Source organism: Halorhodospira sp. M38 (genome assembly GCF_022227985.1).
GTDB classification, from domain to species: Bacteria; Pseudomonadota; Gammaproteobacteria; order Nitrococcales; family Halorhodospiraceae; genus Halorhodospira; species Halorhodospira halophila_A.
The window spans coordinates 129,043-147,355 of the sequence record NZ_JAJNQP010000001.1 but is presented as its reverse complement, the minus strand read 5'-3'; the positions used below and the strand labels follow the sequence as shown (position 1 = coordinate 147,355).

General features: G+C 65.1%; 16 protein-coding genes and 2 tRNA genes. 8 read left to right on the top strand and 10 right to left on the bottom strand.

Going from position 1 to position 18,313, the window contains the following annotated elements; translation table 11 throughout:
• Positions 1-42 precede the first annotated feature (42 nt).
• From LRA98_RS00705 to pgsA, 3 genes are all read left to right on the top strand, one after another.
• The gene (locus LRA98_RS00705; protein ID WP_238632585.1) at positions 43-693 is read left to right on the top strand and encodes a response regulator; all 651 of its coding nucleotides are present in this window, start codon (positions 43-45) and stop codon (positions 691-693) included.
• Positions 694-914: 221 nt separating this feature from the next.
• Positions 915-2,756: an excinuclease ABC subunit UvrC gene (gene uvrC, locus LRA98_RS00700; protein WP_238632586.1), complete on the top strand. Its 1,842-nt coding sequence runs from the start codon at positions 915-917 to the stop codon at positions 2,754-2,756.
• 9 nt (positions 2,757-2,765) lie between these two features.
• Positions 2,766-3,317: a CDP-diacylglycerol--glycerol-3-phosphate 3-phosphatidyltransferase gene (gene pgsA, locus LRA98_RS00695; protein WP_201167237.1), complete on the top strand. Its 552-nt coding sequence runs from the start codon at positions 2,766-2,768 to the stop codon at positions 3,315-3,317.
• 165 nt (positions 3,318-3,482) lie between these two features.
• Here the strand turns inward: pgsA and LRA98_RS00690 are convergent.
• The 7 genes from LRA98_RS00690 to LRA98_RS00660 all read right to left on the bottom strand — a co-directional run bounded on the left by LRA98_RS00690 (position 3,483) and on the right by LRA98_RS00660 (position 8,814).
• Positions 3,483-3,567, bottom strand: a tRNA-Leu gene (locus LRA98_RS00690).
• Positions 3,568-3,627: 60 nt separating this feature from the next.
• Positions 3,628-3,701, bottom strand: a tRNA-Cys gene (locus LRA98_RS00685).
• A gap of 44 nt (positions 3,702-3,745) precedes the next feature.
• On the bottom strand, positions 3,746-4,906 hold the full coding sequence (locus LRA98_RS00680; protein ID WP_238640819.1) for a LytR C-terminal domain-containing protein: 1,161 nt from the start codon (positions 4,904-4,906) through the stop codon (positions 3,746-3,748).
• A 19-nt stretch (positions 4,907-4,925) separates the two neighbouring features.
• Positions 4,926-6,320: an oxygen-independent coproporphyrinogen III oxidase gene (gene hemN, locus LRA98_RS00675; protein WP_238632588.1), complete on the bottom strand. Its 1,395-nt coding sequence runs from the start codon at positions 6,318-6,320 to the stop codon at positions 4,926-4,928.
• Positions 6,321-6,383: 63 nt separating this feature from the next.
• Positions 6,384-7,601: a beta-ketoacyl-ACP synthase I gene (fabB, locus tag LRA98_RS00670; RefSeq protein ID WP_201167231.1), complete on the bottom strand. Its 1,218-nt coding sequence runs from the start codon at positions 7,599-7,601 to the stop codon at positions 6,384-6,386.
• A gap of 38 nt (positions 7,602-7,639) precedes the next feature.
• Positions 7,640-8,164, bottom strand: coding sequence for a bifunctional 3-hydroxydecanoyl-ACP dehydratase/trans-2-decenoyl-ACP isomerase (fabA, locus tag LRA98_RS00665; protein ID WP_201167229.1), 525 nt, complete (start codon positions 8,162-8,164; stop codon positions 7,640-7,642).
• A 176-nt stretch (positions 8,165-8,340) separates the two neighbouring features.
• Complete coding sequence (locus tag LRA98_RS00660) at positions 8,341-8,814, bottom strand: DUF4168 domain-containing protein (protein ID WP_238632589.1); 474 nt, start codon at positions 8,812-8,814, stop codon at positions 8,341-8,343.
• A gap of 219 nt (positions 8,815-9,033) precedes the next feature.
• Between LRA98_RS00660 and LRA98_RS00655 the strand changes: the two genes are divergently transcribed.
• The gene (locus tag LRA98_RS00655; RefSeq protein WP_201167225.1) at positions 9,034-10,587 is read left to right on the top strand and encodes a peptide chain release factor 3; all 1,554 of its coding nucleotides are present in this window, start codon (positions 9,034-9,036) and stop codon (positions 10,585-10,587) included.
• Here the strand turns inward: LRA98_RS00655 and LRA98_RS00650 are convergent.
• A complete protein-coding gene (locus LRA98_RS00650) occupies positions 10,584-11,783 on the bottom strand; it encodes a TraB/GumN family protein (protein WP_238632590.1) in 1,200 nt (399 codons plus the stop codon). The genes LRA98_RS00655 and LRA98_RS00650 overlap by 4 nt on opposite strands.
• 72 nt (positions 11,784-11,855) lie before the next feature.
• Here LRA98_RS00650 and LRA98_RS00645 point away from each other — a divergent pair, with 72 nt between their 5' ends.
• Positions 11,856-12,608, top strand: coding sequence for a zinc-dependent peptidase (locus tag LRA98_RS00645; protein ID WP_238632591.1), 753 nt, complete (start codon positions 11,856-11,858; stop codon positions 12,606-12,608).
• Positions 12,609-12,668: 60 nt separating this feature from the next.
• Here the strand turns inward: LRA98_RS00645 and LRA98_RS00640 are convergent, their stop codons facing one another.
• Both LRA98_RS00640 and mobB read right to left on the bottom strand, forming a co-directional pair.
• Positions 12,669-14,570, bottom strand: a complete 1,902-nt coding sequence (locus LRA98_RS00640; RefSeq protein WP_238632592.1) for a propionyl-CoA synthetase — start codon at positions 14,568-14,570, stop codon at positions 12,669-12,671.
• Positions 14,571-14,719: 149 nt separating this feature from the next.
• Entirely contained in the window at positions 14,720-15,343 is a 624-nt protein-coding gene (gene mobB, locus LRA98_RS00635; RefSeq protein WP_201167215.1) for a molybdopterin-guanine dinucleotide biosynthesis protein B, read from the bottom strand.
• 106 nt (positions 15,344-15,449) lie between these two features.
• Between mobB and LRA98_RS00630 the strand changes: the two genes are divergently transcribed.
• The 3 genes from LRA98_RS00630 to LRA98_RS00620 all read left to right on the top strand — a co-directional run bounded on the left by LRA98_RS00630 (position 15,450) and on the right by LRA98_RS00620 (position 18,171).
• On the top strand, positions 15,450-16,427 hold the full coding sequence (locus LRA98_RS00630; RefSeq protein ID WP_238632593.1) for a D-2-hydroxyacid dehydrogenase: 978 nt from the start codon (positions 15,450-15,452) through the stop codon (positions 16,425-16,427).
• Between the two features lie 104 nt (positions 16,428-16,531).
• Positions 16,532-17,305, top strand: a complete 774-nt coding sequence (locus tag LRA98_RS00625) for an SDR family oxidoreductase (RefSeq protein ID WP_238632594.1) — start codon at positions 16,532-16,534, stop codon at positions 17,303-17,305.
• A 299-nt stretch (positions 17,306-17,604) separates the two neighbouring features.
• Positions 17,605-18,171, top strand: coding sequence for a cytochrome b/b6 domain-containing protein (locus LRA98_RS00620; protein WP_238632595.1), 567 nt, complete (start codon positions 17,605-17,607; stop codon positions 18,169-18,171).
• Positions 18,172-18,313 lie beyond the last annotated feature (142 nt).

Below are 18,313 nucleotides of genomic sequence, written 5' to 3'. Positions count from 1 at the left end.
TACAGAATAGCCGAGTATCCCGAGCGGTTTCGAGGTGGGTGGATGATTCGCATTGTTCTGGCAGACGATCACCGCCTGGTCCGGCAGGCCATCGAGGGAATGCTCCGGGATATCCCGGACCTCCAGATCGTTGAGCAGGTACAGAACGGCGAGCAGGCCCTGTCTGCAGTGCGCGAGTATGAGCCCGATGTGGTTCTCATGGATCTTCAGATGCCAGGCATGGGGGGGATCGAGGCCACACGGCGCTTGTCCCGTAGCCACCCGAAGGTCGGCGTGATCGCGGTCACCATTTATGACTCGGGGCCCTATCCGGCCCACGCGCTGCGGGCGGGCGCCAGGGGATATGTGCACAAGGGGGCGGACCGGGAAGAGTTGATCGAGGCTATCCGCTCGGTCTACCTCGGACGCCGTTATATCTGTTCGGAGGTCGCCCGGCACGTGGCCCTGGTCAGCCTGGACGGCACCGGCGAGAGCCCGTTCGATGGTCTGACTTCCCGCGAGTTCGAGGTGCTGATGCGCATCCTCAACGGACAGCGGGGGACCAGCATCGCCAAGGAGCTGTGCCTGAGCCCCAAGACCGTGAGCACCTACCGCGGTCGTCTCTACGAACGGCTGGGCGTGCGTAACGATGCCCAGTTGACGCGGGTTGCCCTCGACTACGGTCTGCTTGACTCCAGGCCCCCCGAGTCCTGAGCGTTTCCTCGCCTGCGGGTGGCGGTCGGGGGTGTCACGGGCCGCGGCTGTTGCCCGCGCGCCTGGTGCCGGCGCGGCCGCCATGACTCCGACTGTGTTCCGCTCCGGTGGACAGTGGCTGAAGGAGCGGGTACAACACCCGGACTCTCCAGAACCGGGGTTCCGGGGGGCGACGGCAGGCGGTCAGACCGGCTCAACAGCAGGGCAGGGCATGGAACGGGATGAGCAAGGGTTCGGCAGAGCAGATCTCCGGGCGTGAGGCGTTGCGCGAGCGGGTCCGCAGCCTGCCGGAGCGGCCGGGCGTTTACCGCATGCTCAGCGCCGAAGGCACCATCATTTACGTCGGTAAGGCCCGCAATCTGCGTCGGCGCGTCTCCAGCTACTTTACGCCGTCCCGCAAGACGCCCAAGACGGAGCGGCTCGTCCAGCTCATTGCCGATATCCAGATCACGGTGACGCACACCGAGGCCGAGGCGCTGATCCTGGAGAACAACCTGATCAAAGAGCACCGGCCGCGCTATAACGTCCTGCTGCGGGACGACAAGTCGTACCCGTATATCTACCTCTCCAGTCATCAACAGTTTCCGCGGCTAGGCTACCACCGGGGCGGCCGGAAGGGGGCGGGCCGATTCTTCGGGCCTTACCCGAACTCCACCGCCGTGCGCGAGACGCTCGGTCATCTGCAGAAGGTCTTCCCCATACGGCAGTGCCGGGACACGTTCTTCCGGAACCGCTCGCGCCCCTGCCTGCAGTACCAGATCCGACGCTGCACGGCGCCCTGTGTCGGGTACATCAGCGAGGAAGACTATCGCCGCGAGGTGCGGGACGTGGAGCTCTTCCTGGAAGGGCGCTCCGGCGAGGTCATTGCCGAGCTGGTCGAGCGCATGGAGGAGGCCGCGGAGAACCTGGCGTTCGAGCAGGCGGCGCGCCTGCGTGACCGCATTGCCAATCTCCGGCACATCCAGCAGCGGCAGTACGTCGCGCAGGACCGGGACGACGACATGGATGTGGTTGCCTGCGTGGCAGAGGGGGATACGGCCTGCGTTCAGGTTTTTTTCATTCGCGGCGGCAACAGCCTGGGCAACCAGTCGTACTTCCCCAACGTGCCGGGAGGCAGTCGCGAGACCGATATCCTGGCAAGCTTTCTGGCTCAGCACTACATCGGCCGTGCCGCCCCCCCAGAGGTCGTGATCAATCGCCCGGTCCGCGAGCAACGCCTGCTTGAAGAGACCCTGCGCACCCCCTCTGGCGGCGCGGTGGCGATCCGCCATCGTGTGCGCGGCGACCGTCGCCGCTGGGTCGAGATGGCCGAGGAGAATGCCCGCTACGCCCTGTCGGCACGCAGTGCCTCCACGTCCAGCCAACGCAAGCGCTACGGCGCGCTTGCCGAGATCATCGACAGCGACATGCCGCCGGAGCGGATCGAGTGCTTCGACATCTCCCACACCGGCGGCGAGGCAACCGTGGCCTCCTGCGTGGTCTTCAATCAGGAGGGGCCGGTCAAGAGCGACTATCGTCGCTTCAACATCCGCGATGTAACGGCCGGCGACGACTATGCGGCCATGCACCAGGCGCTGACGCGGCGCTACCGGCGCGTGCAGAGCGGCGAGGCACCGCTGCCCGACCTCTTGCTAATCGATGGAGGAAAGGGGCAAGTTGCACAGGCACGGGAAGTCCTCGACCAACTGGGTATCGACGGCGTCGCCCTGATGGGGATCGCCAAGGGGCCGGAGCGTCGCCCCGGTGAGGAGACCCTGCTGCTCGATGACGGGGAGCGGGAACTCGAGTTGCCGGCGGATTCGCCGGCGCTTCACCTGTTGCAGCAAGTGCGTGACGAAGCCCACCGCTTTGCGGTCAGTGGTCATCGCCAGCGCCGCGGCAAGGCACGACGGGAGTCGATCCTGGAAGAGATCCCAGGACTGGGGCCGAAACGCCGCCAGAGCCTGCTGAAACACTTCGGGGGGATGCAGGGAATCCGCCAGGCGGGCGTCGAGGACCTGGCCTGCGTGCCCGGCATCAACCGCTCGCTCGCTCAACGGATCTACGACACGTTCCACGGCTAGGACACCATCATGACGCTGACTCTGCCCACCGCGCTCACACTGTTCCGCATCGTGCTGATCCCGGTCTTCGGGCTCTGTTTCCTCCTGCCTCCGCCGTGGACCAACCTGCTCACCGTGGCCGTGTTCGCCTTAGCGGCGATCACCGACTGGCTTGATGGGTACCTGGCCCGCCGACTCAACCAGTCGTCGGATTTTGGCGCGTTCCTGGACCCGGTGGCGGACAAGCTTATGGTGGCCGTAGCACTGGTTGCCCTCGTGGCGGTCTACCCCGGACTCTGGATGGCGATCCCGGCGGCGGTGATCATTGGTCGCGAAATCGCGGTCTCGGCATTGCGCGAGTGGATGGCGGAGATCGGCAAGCGGGCTAGTGTAGCGGTGAACCAGATGGGCAAGCTGAAGACGGCCGCGCAGATGGCGGCCATCCTCATGCTACTCTATCGCGAACCCATCCTCGGGATACCGATTCCCGAGATCGGATTCATTCTGGTCTGGATGGCGGCACTTCTGACCCTCTACTCCGCCTACGTCTACATGCGAGCGGCGATGGAGGTCCTAGACTGACACGTGGATGGGACGGGCAGGACGCGGGCGACTAGGCCGCCTTCGGCCGCCGGCACCCCGCCGCCGGTTTGAGCCGGCCCTTCGAGGGGGCATCGTTTGGTGCCGACAGCCATCGAGTTGCGGGATCGGGGTAGAGGCCGCGTAGGCGCGGCAAGGCGCCCGGCATGGTGCCCAGGGCCGGACTCGAACCGGCACGGCATAAGCCTGGCGATTTTAAGTCGCCTGCGTCTACCAGTTCCGCCACCTGGGCAGGCGGGGGATCGACTTCGCCATGACATTTGGAGGGGGCGATAGCCGATGGGGAAAGGTGTGGAGGCTAGGGCGGGAATCGAACCCACGTACACGGCTTTGCAGGCCGCTGCATCACCACTCTGCCACCTAGCCAGCGCGTCGCATGATAGCGATACAGTGCTCCGAGGGCAAGGGGGCTACTCCAGGTCGAAGCCGACGAGCACGGCGATTTCCGCCTGATCAGGCAGATCCTCCCGCTGCTCGATCAGCTGATTGCCCGGGAGGGCGCGGGCGATCTCCCGAGCCCGTTCGGCGTGCCCCGGCCGATAGAGGATCTTTGTGCGGTCCCGGCGGGCCACGTCGTCCTCCTCACGGGCTTCCGCAACCGATAGCTCAAGGGTCTCCAGGGTATCGACGACCAGGGCTGTCAGTTCCGGTATACCGGAGTGGTTCAGCACGACAACGCCTCCGGTCGCCTCGGGTTCGGGAACCTCGGGACGCGTCAGCAGCCGGCGCTCAATATCCCCCACCCGCCGATCCAGGCGCTCGATCGCTGTCTCGTTGGCGGCAATACGCTCGCGGAGGCTATCCAGATCGCGATCCGGCGGGCGATGCCGGTACGTCCACGTAGCGAAGATCGCCCGCTCGGGCTCAGCGTTGCGCTGCACGGTATCGAACTGAGCCAGGAACTGGAGCTCGGAGTTGCGCGTGATGCGAAACCGAATGCCCGGACGGAAGGACAGGCTCTGCTGATCCCGAGTCGTCGATCCCAGCCCCTGGGTGCCGCGGATCCCGAGATAGGGCTCGGCATCGATGTCGGTATCCAGACCCACACCGGCCTCGGCGGTTAGCCGATTCGCCAGCCGATAGTCGAGGTCGCCGCTGCCGGGATCTTGGCGGTGGTCGTGGCGCGCGAGAGCGCCGCGGAGGTAGAAGGCTCCGGGGACCAGCCAGTCCTCGCCCCGGAAATCGGCACTGACCCCGTAGTTGTGCGATCCGCTCCCAACTCGCTCCCCGGAGTCTGCCGGGTCGACGGTGGTGTAGCCCCGCAGCACCGCCCGGCGACGCCCGTCGTCGTGGATCCGGAAGGAGAAGTCGGTACGGAACGAGCTGCGCAGAGCGTACTCGTCCTCTTCAAGGTCGTGCCGGTAGGGAACCGTGATCGCGACGTCGAAAGGCCCCGGAAGACCGGCGCGCAGCGTGGGCAGGATATCCATGGTCGTGCCCTGGCCCGCGCCGAAATAGCTGAATCCCAGGGTCCCGCGTGCATCGACTTGCCCGGGGTCCAGAACTTGCGTATCGGGGAGGGTCGGCCCGGCCACGGCGCTTGCCGCCGTGGCCAGGGCCGATGCGGCCACGCCCCCTCGCCAGAGCCTCCTACAGCACGCGGCTATAGCGCTTGCCCTCATTGGCTTCGCGCTCCAGGTAGGCATCGAAGGCCATGGCGACGTGGCGGAGCATTAACCGCCCTCTCGGAAGTACCTGAAGGTGGCGGTCGTCCATCTCCATCAGCCCGTCTTCAACCAGCGGCTGCAGCCGTTCCAGGGCATCGGCGAAGTACTCGTTGAAGTTGATGCCGTGCCGCGCCTCAATGTCCGCGTAATCGAGACGGGAGTGGCACATGACCTCGATGATCACCTCCCGGCGTAGCAGATCATCCTCGTTCAGCTCGTAGCCGCGGAAGACCGCCAGGTCGCCGTTGGCGATGCGCTGCTGGTACTCCTCGGGATCCCGCAGGTTCTGGCTGTAGGTGTTGCCGATCTTGCCGATGGAAGTGGACCCCAGGGCGATCAGGTCGCACTCGGCACGTGTGGAGTACCCCTGGAAGTTACGGTGCAGGGTGCCTTTCTTCTGCGCCACGGCCAGTTCGTCATCGGGCAGGGCGAAGTGATCCATGCCGATGAAGACGTAACCGGCCTCGGTGAGTTTCTCGATGGTGCGCCCAAAGATGGTCAGCTTGTCCTCGGGACCGGGCAGCTCGTCCTCGTTGATCTGCCGCTGGATCTTGAACAGGTGCGGCAGGTGGGCGTAGTTGTAGATCGCCAAGCGCTCAGGGCGCAGTTCAATGACCTCGTCCAGGGTCTCCTCGAAGGATTCCACCGTTTGCTTGGGGAGGCCGTAGATGAGATCGACGTTGGTCGAGCGGAACCCGTGTCGCCGGCCTTCCTCGATGATCGAACGGCAGAGTTCGGCACTCTGTACGCGGTTGACCGCTGCCTGCACGTCCTCGTTGAAGTCCTGAACGCCTACGCTCATGCGGTTGAAACCGAGCTCGGCGAGGCGACCGATATCCTCGAGCTGCACGTCGCGCGGGTCGATCTCGATGGAGAACTCCCGGTGATCGGTGTCGTCGAGGGTGAACTGCTCGCGCAGCTTCTCGACCAGGCGGCCCAGATCGTCGACCGTGAGGTAGTTGGGGGTGCCGCCTCCCAGGTGCAGTTGCTCAACGCGTCGGTGGTCTCCGAAAAGTTGTGCCTGGAGCTCGATCTCCCTGAACACGTGCTCCAGGTACTCCTGGGCGCGGCCGTAATTCGCCGTCACGATCTTGTTGCACGCGCAATAGAAGCAAACATTGCGGCAGAACGGCACGTGCACATAGACCGACAGGGGGTTGGGTTGATCCGCCTCGTTGGTGGCCCGGGCTGCCGCGGCGTAAGCCTGGGCGTCAAACCCTTCATGGAATTGGGGCGCCGTCGGGTACGACGTATAGCGCGGTCCGCTTACATCGTAGCGGCGCAGCAAATCGCGATCGAAGTCAAGCCGTTGTTCCATAAGAGACCTTTACGCCCTAATCGCTTGGAGGCCAGCGGCGCCGGGGTGCCGGCACCGCCCCGTTCAGCCGTCGAAACGGCGTAGTGCCAGCGTTGCGTTCGTACCACCGAAGCCGAAGCTGTTGGTGAGCACGGTAGTCAGCTTAACCCCCTCGCGCGTCTCGGTGACGATGGGCACGTCACCTGCCTCGGGGTCGAGCTGCTCGATGTTGATCGAGGGCGAGATAAACCCTTGCTCCATCATCAGGAGCGAGTAGATGACTTCCTGGACCCCGGTGGCGCCCAAGGAGTGGCCGGTCAGCGACTTAGTCGATGACATCGGCGGCATGCTGTCCCCGAAGACCTCCCGCGTGGCCTCGAGCTCGGTGATATCGCCGGCCGGGGTGCTGGTGCCGTGGGTATTGATGTAGTCGACCGGCCCTTCGACGTCTTCGAGGGCCTGGCGCATGCAGCGCGCCGCCCCCTCTCCGGACGGGGCGACCATGTCGTAACCATCGGAGGTCGCTCCGAAGCCAACCAACTCGGCGAGGATCGGAGCGCCACGCGCCTGGGCATGCTCAAGCGACTCGACCACGACCATACCGCCCCCGCCGGCAATCACGAAGCCGTCGCGGCTGGCATCGTAAGGGCGGGATGCCTGCTCGGGGGTGTCGTTGTACTTGGTCGACAACGCGCCCATGCCGTCGAATAACTGGGTCAGCGACCAGTGCTCCTCTTCACCGCCCCCGGCGAAGATCAGATCCTGTTTGCCCAACTGAATCTGCTCCATGGCCGCCCCGATGCAGTGAGCACTGGTCGCACAGGCAGAAGTGATGGAGTAATTGAGGCCCTTGATCCGGAACGGTGTCGCCAGGCAGGCCGAGACGGTGCTCCCCATGGTGCGCGTGACGCCGTAAGGGCCGATCTTGCGGACCCCACGGCTGCGCAAGGTCTCGGTGGCGCTAACGATATTCGCTGTCGACGCGCCGCCTGAACCGGCGATCAGGCCAACACGCGGGCTCGAGATGGAATCGTAGTCCAGGGCCGCATCGGCGATCGCCTGGTCCATGGCGATGTAGCTGTAGGCGGCGGCATCGCCCATGAAACGCAGGGATTTGCGGGGGATGTGATCTTGGAGATCGATGTCGCAGCTGCCGGCGACGAGGCTGCGCAGGCCGACCTCCTCGTACTCGGGCTGGTAACGAATCCCGGACCTGCCGGCCCGCAAAGACGCCGTGACTTCATCGCGGCTGTTGCCGATGCACGACACGATGCCCAGACCGGTAATTACCACTCGACGCACGATATTCCTCCTGTCACTCTTGGCGTCCGCGCCTGATCCTATGCCCCGTTCAGCTCGCCGGTGTTCTGGAAGAGCCCGACTTTCAGATCAGTAGCTTCGTAGATCGTCTCGCCGTCGACAGACACGCTGCCATCGGCGATCCCCATGACCAGCCGGCGGTTGATCACGCGCTTCAGCGCCACATTGTACGTAACCAGCCGATTGTCCGGGAGTATCTGTCCGGTAAATTTCACCTCGCCGCAACCCAGCGCGCGACCGGCCCCGTTGCCTCCGATCCAGCCGAGGTAGAAGCCGACCATCTGCCAGAGTGCATCGAGACCCAGACAGCCGGGCATCACCGGATCACCCGGGAAGTGGCAGCGGAAAAACCAGAGTTCCGGATGGATGTCCAGCTCAGCGACCACCTCACCCTTGCCGTACGTCCCGCCGTCATCATTGATCCGGGTGATGCGGTCGAACATGAGCATGTTCGGGCTCGGGAGCTGGGGGTTCCCCGGGCCGAAGAGCCGGCCATGACCGCTGAGCAGGAGTTCGTCTCGGTTGTAGCTGTGTTGCTTGACCATGCGACCTTCTTGGAGAGTTCAGCGTCGAAAGAGAGGGCGGTTTTGCGCCGGTGCGGCCGCTATCGTACACACTCCCGTCTGAACTAGCCACGCACCCGCTGCCGCACTCGGGCAAAAAAAACCCGGCCCTGCGTGGGGGGCCGGGGTGGTTCGGCGCGCGGCCAGGGGCCGAGCGTTCAGCCGCCTTCGCGCTCATGGATCTTGGACGAGACCTGGTCGCGCAGTTCCGGATCCATGTCCATGGCATTGGCGATCTCAGAGTACTCGGGAACGCTCAGGCCGTTGTCCTCGATCGCCGCCACCATCTCATCGTTGGCCTGCTCCTGCAGCTCGCGAGCGTCCTCGGCGCCATCGGTACCCTCGATCTCGGAGGTGTACTGCTCTTGGATGTCGATGATGTCCAGATAAGCGTCAACAAAGCGCTCGATCTGGTCGCTGCTGAAGGTGGCCTGGTCAGGCTCCGGCTGGGCCATGCCCGGGTCCTGCTGCTGCATGCCGGGGTCCTGTTGCCCCATCCCCGGATCCTGCTGCTGCATACCGGGATCCTGCTGCCCCATGCCCGGATCCTGCTGGGCCTGGGCGCTCACGCTGAACACCAGCGCCAGGGCAGCTGCCGTGGCAGGGAGCTTGATCCACTGTTGGTTCTTCATGCTGAGGACTCCTCTTGCACCATTACCGAATGTACATGCCGCCGCGACACAGCCGGTCTGCCGTCCGGTCCCGGCGCGCTGCCTGGTGCGACATCACCAGGCCCGCTCAGGTTCCCGCCCGGCCATCGATGCCAGCCTCAGGAGACGACGCAACGGCCGGGCTTCGGGTAGAATCGTACGGTTTCATGATGCGCGGATTCACCCCGTTCAGGAGACCCGATGCAAGACGTGGCCACCGAGGCAGCGAAGCGACGCACCTTCGCCATCATCTCGCACCCCGACGCCGGCAAGACCACACTGACCGAGAAATTGCTCTATTACGGGGGCGCCATCCAGATGGCGGGCTCCGTGAAGGGCCGCAAATCCAAGCTTCACGCGACCTCCGACTGGATGGCGATGGAGCAGGAGCGGGGGATATCCGTAACCTCCTCGGTCATGCAGTTCCCCTATCGCGAGCGCATTCTGAACCTGCTCGACACACCGGGGCACGGAGACTTCTCCGAAGACACCTATCGCACCCTGACCGCGGTCGACTCGGCCCTGATGGTCATCGATATCGCCAAGGGCGTCGAGGAGCGCACCGTGCAGCTGATGGACGTCTGCCGGATGCGGGATACGCCCATTACGACGTTCATCAACAAGCTTGACCGCGAAGGCCGTGACCCGGTCGAGGTTCTCGACGAGGTGGAGTCGGTCCTGCGCATCCGCTGCGCGCCGGTGACCTGGCCGCTGGGGATGGGCCGGGGCTTTCGCGGTGTCTACCACCTCAACCTGGACCAGGTGCGGCTGTTCGCCGATGGCGAGGTCATCCAGGGGCTGGACAACCCGCGCCTTGACGAGCTCTTCCCGGGAGAGGTGGACGAGTGGCGCGAGCAGATCGAGCTGGTCCGCGAGGCCAGCGATTCCTTCGATCCTGAGGCTTACCTCGCCGGGCGCCTGACGCCGGTCTATTTCGGTTCGGCGGTTAACGACTTCGGCATCCGCGAGCTGCTGGACGACTTTGTTGAGCATGCCCCGGCGCCGCGCAGCCGCGATGCCGGCCGCGAGGTCCACGCCGACGAGGGGCGTTTCACCGGATTCGTCTTCAAGATCCAGGCGAATATGGACCCGCAGCACCGTGATCGCATTGCATTCCTGCGCGTCTGTTCAGGTCGTTTCGAGCCCGGCATGAAGCTCTACCAGGTACGCACCGGCAAGAGCATGAAGATCCCCCGCGCCACCACCTTCATGGCCAGTGACCGCTCCCATGCCGAGACGGCGGCTCCCGGGGATATCATCGGTATCCACAACCACGGCACCATCATCATCGGCGATGCCTTCACCGAGGGCGAGCCGCTGCATTTTACGGGGATCCCCGACTTTGCACCGGAGCTATTCCGTCGCGTCGTTCTTCGGGATCCGATGCGAATGAAGGCCTTACAAAAAGGACTTGAACAACTGTGTGAAGAGGGGGCAACCCAGCTATTCCGCCCGCTACTCGGCAGTGACTGGATCGTCGGTGCTGTCGGCACCCTGCAGTTCGACGTGGCTGCGTACCGCCTGCGCAAGGAGTATGGCGTCGAGTGCACCTTCGAGGGCGTCCAGGTCTACACCGCACGCTGGGTGACCGGCGACGATCCCAAGATGCTCGAACGCTTCCGGGAGCGCAACGAGTCCGCGCTGGCCTGGGACGGCACCGGGGCGCTGGCGTATCTCGCCCCGACCCGGGCCAACCTCGAGCTGACCCAGGAGCGCTGGCCGGACCTGGGCTTCCACGCAACGCGGGACCGCTAGGCGGCGATCAGCCGCTCGATGATGCGTGCACCGGCCAGATAGGTGCCGATGGCCGAGCCCAGTGAGGCAAAGAAGAATACAAGCAGGGTGCGGGCCACCCGGTTGGTCCACCACCCGCGCCAGTGGGCCACATGTTGACGCAAGGCGCGGAAATCGCCGACCCGAGGCCGCCGCACGGTCAGCTCGATGGCGGCAGCCACGAAGCCGGCGCCGATGGTCGGATTGAGCGAGGTCAGGGGGGCGGCCAGGAAGGCGCCAGCCACGGTCACCGGGTGGCCGTAGGCGAGGGCTGCTCCCAGTGCCGAGAAGCCGCCATTGATCAGCACCCAGGTCGCAACCAGAGTCCAGCCCAGCTCCGGGCTGCGGCTAAATCCGATGACGAAGCCGGAGATGATCACGATGGCCACCAAGTAGGCCAAGTAGCGTGGCCAGCGTGCCGGCGGCGGCATCCGATCCAGCGCCTCGCGCTCGACGCCCGGATCCTCCCAGGCCTGCCCCAGGTAGCGCGCCACCCCCTCGAGGTGTCCGGCGCCGAGCACGACGAGGACACGCTTGTAGCGCCCAGCCGCGGACTCCAGCAACCGCGCGGCCATATAGCGATCCCGCTCATCGATCAGTGGCTGGTACAGGGCCCGGCTGCTCTGGGCCAACTCGCGGAATGTCGACTCCAGCAGATCCCCCTGCTTGAGCCGCTCCACTTCCTCGCTACTGATTCGCTGGGAGGAGGCGAGGCTGCCGATCAGGCCGCCGATCAGGCCAAAGCGTTGCCACCAGGGCACGTTGCGATAGAGCCGCCGCATGGTAACGCCGACCTCCCGGTCCACCAGCACCATATCGGCGCCCTCGCGTTCGGCCCCAGCGGCGGCTGCCTTCATCTCTGCCCCGGGGTCCACGCCGAGCTGCTCGGCCAGGCGCTGTTGATACGCCCCCAGGGCCAGACTGGCCATGACCAGCCCACCACGCCCCTCACGGAGTGTCTGGAAAAGATCCATCCGCTCCAGGTGGTCGGGCTCGCGGAAGGCGCGCAGGCGGCTCTCGCAGAGCTCGATGGCCACCGCGTCGTAGGCGCCGCCGGCCACTTCACGCTCGACCTCTTCGGTACTGGCCCGGGAGATGTGCGCCGTGCCCAGGAGTACGAACTCGGTGCCGTTAACGTTGATGTGCTTGCGCGGACCGCAGGGGGTGGTTTCTGGCATGATCGGCTTTCCAGTGACAACGGTGGTGGATTATGACCCAGGCGGGCCCAAGATCCCAAGGGAGGCGTGGACGTGGGATGGCTGCGTAATTGGCGCCGCCGCCGTGTTGCCCGCGCTTACAGGCTTTCGCCCGGCGCCTGGAGCCGCGCCGAGGCAGCGCTGCCCGGGCTGCGTCGGCTGGATGCTGCCAAGCGGCAACGCCTGGCAGCCGTTGCGGCTGCGCTGGTTCACGAGAAGCGCTTCGAAGGCCTGGCCGGCGTTACAGTCGATGCGCTAGCCATCGACACAGTGGCACTGCAAGCTGCTGTGCCCGTCTTGGAGCTGGGACTGGACTGGTATGCGCCTTGGGCGACCGTCCTTCTGTATCCAGCCGGCTTCATCGCCACCCATGAGTACGAGGATGAAGACGGCATCGTGCACATCGAGGAGGGACCGTTAATCGGCGAGGCGTGGGAAGGGGGGCCGCTGGTCCTCTCCCTTGAGGACGCCCTGGAACCGGAGCCGGGTAGCAGCGTGGTCATCCACGAGTGCGCGCACAAGCTGGATATGGGTCAGGGCGCGGTCAACGGGCTGCCGCCGCTGCCGAGCGGAATGGCCGTCGAGGACTGGTCGGCGGCCTTCCTGCCGGCGTTCAGCACGATGGAGACCTACGCGGCGGAAGAGGGGAGCGACGCGGCCCCACTCGACCCCTACGCCGGGCAGGATCCCGGCGAATTCTTCGCGGTAGCCACGGAGACTTTCTTCGCCGACCCGCGGCGGCTGCAACGATCTTTCCCGGCGGTTTACGAGCAGCTTGAGCGGTTCTATGGCTGGTCACTGGGCTAGGCGCCCCGGCGCGGGGGCCCCGTGGGGCGCGGCGCTTTGGCCGCGCCCGACACGGCGACGTCAGGTGTGACGTCCCAAATTGTAGGCCTGAATCGCGTCCGCGATCTCGTCCAGGCTCGAGACGTCGTCGATGGTCGAAGGAGTGGGAACCTGCTCGCGCGCCTCCTTCGCGAGCGTCCGGATACTCTTGCGCAGGATCTTCCCGGAACGGGTCTTGGGCAGTTTCTGGACTACGGCGACCCGGCGCAGGGAAGCAATGGCGCCAATCTCGTTGCGGATCATGCCGGTCAGATCCGCCTCGATGCGCTCTTGGTCGATGTCACTGCCATCCTTGAGCACCACGAAGGCCACCGGCAGCTCGCCCTTGGTGTCGTCGTGGATACCAACCACAGCGCACTCGGCCACTGCCGGGTGATCGCCGATGACCTCTTCCATCTCGCCGGTGGAGAGGCGGTGGCCGGCTACGTTGATCACATCATCCACCCGGCCCATGACGTAGACGTAGCCGTCCTCGTCGATGAACCCGCCATCCGAGGTGTCATAGAACCCCGGAAAGCGCTCCAGATACGACTTCTGAAAGCGGGCCTCGTCGTTCCAGAGGGTCGGCAGGCAGCCCGGTGGGAGCGGGAGCCGGATGGCCAGGTTGCCCTGTTCACCTGCCGGTAACTCGCGGCCGGAGTCGTCCAGTACGCGGATATCGTAACCGGCCATGGGTACGGTGGCGGAACCGCTCTTGACGGGCATGGGCTGAATACCCATTGGGTTGGCGACGATGGGCCAGCCCGTCTCTGTCTGCCACCAGTGATCGATCACCGGCCGTTGCAGGGTCTGTGAGAGCCACTCGTAGGTAGGGGGGTCGAGTCGCTCACCAGCAACAAAGACGTTCTCCAGGCAGGAGATGTCGTAGCGCTGCAGATGGCTCGCCTCGGGATCCTCCTTCTTGATGGCGCGGAAGGCGGTAGGAGCGGTGAAGAAAGCCTTGGCGCGGTACTCCGAGATCACCCGCCAGAAGGCACCGGCGTCGGGGGTGCGCACCGGCTTGCCCTCATAGACCACTGTGGTGCAGCCCCGAATCAAGGGGCCGTAGACGATGTAAGAGTGGCCGACGACCCAGCCGACGTCGGAGGCAGTCCAGAAGACGTCCCCCGGGTGCAGGTCGTAAACAGCTCCAAGACTCCAGTTCAGCGCCACGGCGTATCCGCCACTGTCCCGGACGACGCCCTTGGGTTTCCCGGTGGTACCCGAGGTGTAGAGGATGTAGAGCGGATCGGTGGCATCGACAGGCACCGGATCGGCCGGAGCGGCACCCGCTAAGCCGGTGTGCCAGTCCAGATCCCGTTCCTCGTCCCATTCCACCCCGGCCTGCGGGCGACTGACGTAGATCACCCGCTCCGGCTTGTGCTCCGCACGGCGCAGGGCCTCGTTGACCAGTGGCTGGTACGGGATAACCCGGTCGACCTCGATTCCGCAGCTCGCGGTGAGCACCACCCGTGGGCTGGCATCGTCGATCCGCACGGCGAGCTCGTTGGCGGCGAACCCACCGAACACCACCGAGTGGATGGCACCGAGCCGTGCACAAGCGAGCATGCTGATGACCGCCTCCGGGATCATCGGCATGTAGATGACCACCCGATCACCGCGGCCGACCCCCAGATCGCTCAGCATCCCGGCGGCGCGCGCCACCTCGTCGCGAAGCTGTCGGTAGGTGTACTGTTCTTTACCGCCGCTAACCGGTGAGTCGTAGAGGAGGGCGGGCTGATCGCCCCGGCCGGCATCGACATGCACGTCGAGCGCCAGCTGGGCGACGTTCAGGCGTCCTCCGCGAAACCAGCGTTGTCGTCCCTGTTCATCCTCCGCGAGGGCTGCTGGGGGCTCGGTCATCCACGCCAGGCGCCGCGCCTCGCGTAACCAGAACCCCTCCGGATCGTTGATCGACTCCTGATAAGTCTCCTGATAGCTCATGGCTCCCCTCCCTCCGTTGGGGGTGTCGCCGTCCCCGGGCTTATGCTTGTTATCGACCCGCGCGTACGCCCGCGCCGGTCCGCTCAATGTAACCCCGGTCCAGGCTGCAGGGAAGGGCAAGTACGCTTTTAACTTATTGATTCGACTTGTTAATAGTGAGGTGCCGGATTGCCGTCAGTACGCGCAATAATGCCGTGGATGCATTGCTCGACGAATGCTGCGATAGCGGCCTGGTCATCGAGATCCAGGCAGGGCAGCCCCGAAGGCACAGCCTGCGGCTCATCGGTGGCGACACCGAGTATCCCGGGTGCCCGGAAATCGGGGCGATCGGTCCCGGTGCGCTGGCTGTGGACCAGCAGTTGCCCAGCACCGCTGTGGCGGAATCCCTCGGCGATGATGACGTCAGCCCGTTCAGGGTCGATGGCCTGAAGCCGCCTGACGAGCAGATCCTCATCCCGCTCGGCAGTCGGGGTTTCGGTCAACAGCGCCCAGCGCCGAGCGGAGACCACCAGAACCTGCTCGGCGCCGGCCTCCCGAGCCCGATAGCTGTCCTTGCCCGGACGATCCATGTCAAAGCCGTGGTGGGCATGCTTGACCACGGCCGGGGACCAGCCACCGCGACGCATCCGCGCCACGAGCCCGGTGAGCAACGTCGTCTTGCCCGCCCCCGAGTACCCGGTGACGGCGATAACCGGCCGGAGGGCCGGCAAGCGTGCCGCTTGCTGCAGGGCGTCTTCCGGAGGGGGCGGGCAGTGTCCACAGCCTGGCGGCATATTTTGTTGCCTCCTGTCTCAAGAGCTGAAAGATCATAGAATAACGAACAGGCTGTCGCGCAACCGCGCGCCAGGTGGTCTATTAACTGACACCCAGGGCCACGCTATGCACACCGCCTTCCTCGATGCAGGATCCCTCGATCTTGGCGATCTCGATCTCGGCCCGCTGCAACGGGTGGCTGATCCACTCGAGTGCTACCCCCGGACCCGTCCCGAGGCGCTGCTCCCCCGGCTCGAACCCGCCGAGGCGGCGATCGTCAACAAGGTCGTCATCGACGCTGAGGCCCTGGCCCGTCTTCCTAACCTGAGACTGATCGCGGTGGCGGCCACGGGCACCAACAATGTAGACCTGGACGCGGCCCGCGAACGGGGGGTCACCGTCGCGAACTGCCGGGGCTACGGGACCACTGCGGTGGCGCAGCACACGCTGGCCATGATCCTCAACCACTTCACGCGGATCCCCGCGGCCACGGCGCGGGTCCGGGCGGGGGAGTGGTGCAGCAGCGCCCATTTCAGCCTCATCGACCCCGGTCAGCGCGAAATATCCGGCCGGTGCCTGGGCATTCTCGGCTACGGCACCCTGGGTCAGCGGGTGGCGGCTTATGCCGAGGCCCTGGGCATGAAGGTCCGCGTAGCGGAACGGCCCGCAGCCGCGACCTGTCGCAGTGGCCGTGTGCCGTTCTACGACCTGTTACCCGAGGTGGATGTCCTGAGTCTACATTGCCCGTTGACGGAAACGACGGCCGGAGTCATCGACGCGCAGGCCCTGCGGCTGATGCGCCGCGATGCTTTACTGGTCAATACCGCTCGTGGGGGCCTGATCGATGAGCCGGCGCTGGCAGCGGCGCTGCGTAACGGGGAGATCGGTGCAGCGGCACTGGATGTTTTGACCAAGGAACCACCGCCACCGGAGCATCCGCTACTGGCTGCGGATCTACCGAATCTGGCGGTCACTCCGCATAGCGCATGGTCTGCGCTGGAGGCACGACAGCGCATTGTGGGGCAACTACGTGACATCCTGGCGGCCTTTGCAGCCGGAGAAGTGCCACCGAACCAGGTCGTCGGCCCGGACAACGACCCGTAAGGCGCTGACTGGTTACACTGGGTTTTTCCTTGAATCGGAGCGGGGCCCGGTCCACACCCGCTCGGGTGGGGACGGGTCGCTGGGATCGAGTGAAGGAGTGCAGGATGAAGTGGCAGGACAACGATCTGGTCTTGGTAACCGGTGGCGGTAGTGGCCTAGGCAGGGCCCTGGTGCGCGGACTCGCCCGGGACGGGGCACAAGTGCTCACGGTAGGGCGGCGTGCCGAGCCGTTGGGCGAGACCGCCAGTGTCGCTCCTGAGCGCATTCGCACGTTGAGTGCAGATATTGCCAACCCGGAGGATCGCGCCCGCATTGTGGATGCTGCTCAGGGGTGGCGAGTCCGCGCCGTGGTCCACAACGCCGGTCTGCTAGACCCGGTGGGACCGCTCAGAGAGGTAGACCTCGAGGCCTGGCGACAGGCCATGGCCGTTAACGTTGAGGCTCCGGTCTTTCTCACCCAGGGGCTGTTGCCGCGCATGGAGCGGGGCAGCCGTATCCTGCATATCTCCTCGGGGGCGGCACACAAGCCATCGATGGGGTGGGGGGCCTACTGCACCAGCAAGGCCGCGCTGTTCATGATCTATCAGGTCTACCGGGACGAATTGTGGCGGGACGGTATCCTGGTGGGCTCCGTTCGCCCGGGTGTCGTGGATACCCCGATGCAGGATCACATCCGGACCCAGACGCCGGAGCGCTTCCCGGCCGTAGACCGATTCATCAAGCTCAAGCAGAACGGCCAGCTCCATACTCCGGAGGACGCCGCCGACTTCGTCCAGTGGGCGCTGCTGGAGACAGGCGACAAGCAGTTCATCGAACAGGAGTGGAACATCAGCGACGAGGAGCACGCGCAGCGCTGGCGTGAGACCCGACAGGTCTGAGTACAGCGGCACCCTGCAGCGCAATGGAATATTTTTTTCGTTAATGACGGCTGAGTCAGGGATCACAGCACAGGCTATCGTTGTCCCACCTGGTGCGCACCCAGCTTGTTGGCCCCGCGGGTAACCGCCTACGGGGTATTGTTGTACAAAAGTTGTACAGATAGGCTGCGGGCGCAGTGGCTGAAACAATTCGCCACACCCTGCCTCCCGGCTGCGGCGTTTGGGTCGGGAGACCTCTGTGAATGGCCGGCCAGGGCTAAAGGCCCGCAGGCCGGCGCATCCGAGCGATGGGAGGACTCATGGAGCAGCGCACCATCTATGTCTGGGACCCGGTGGTTCGTGGCAGTCACTGGCTGATTACGTTCCTCTTTGCGGCGTCGTTCTTCACCGCGGTGATTGGCGAGATGCCTGCCCACCTGTGGGTCAGTTACTTGCTGACCGTGGTCGTGCTGGCGCGGATCGTCTGGGGATTCGTCGGGCCGCCACAGGCACGTTTCTCGCACTTCGTGCCGGGGCCGCGTGCGTTGATGGCGCATCTGCGTGCGATGAGCACCGGAGAGGATCGTCGCTATTTGGGCCATCCGCCGCAGGGCGGTGTGATGGCAGTGATCCTGCTCTTGGGACTGGTGATCGCGTCCGTATCGGGCATGATGCTGCCAGCGCTGGATCGCGGCGCGGGTCCGCTTGGGTTCCTGTACGGGGCGCAACTGCCTGGGGAGTTGATCTCGGATGTGCACATCGTGAGTTCTTATACACTGCTGGTCCTGGTCGGCATGCACATCCTCGGCGTAACGCTCTCCGGTCGGCGTGAGAAGCAGAACCTGACCGCTGGTATGGTCGATGGTTACAAGCGCCCGAGTAGCTGAGGCGAAGAGAGACGGAAACAAGCCGAAACAAGCCCATGGCAGCGTGGCGGGAGAGCCGCGCTGCTTGCGTCTAACATAATTTAACATAATATACCTTCCGCGGCTCTCCGGGTGACCCCGATCGCACGGGTGACTGAGCGGC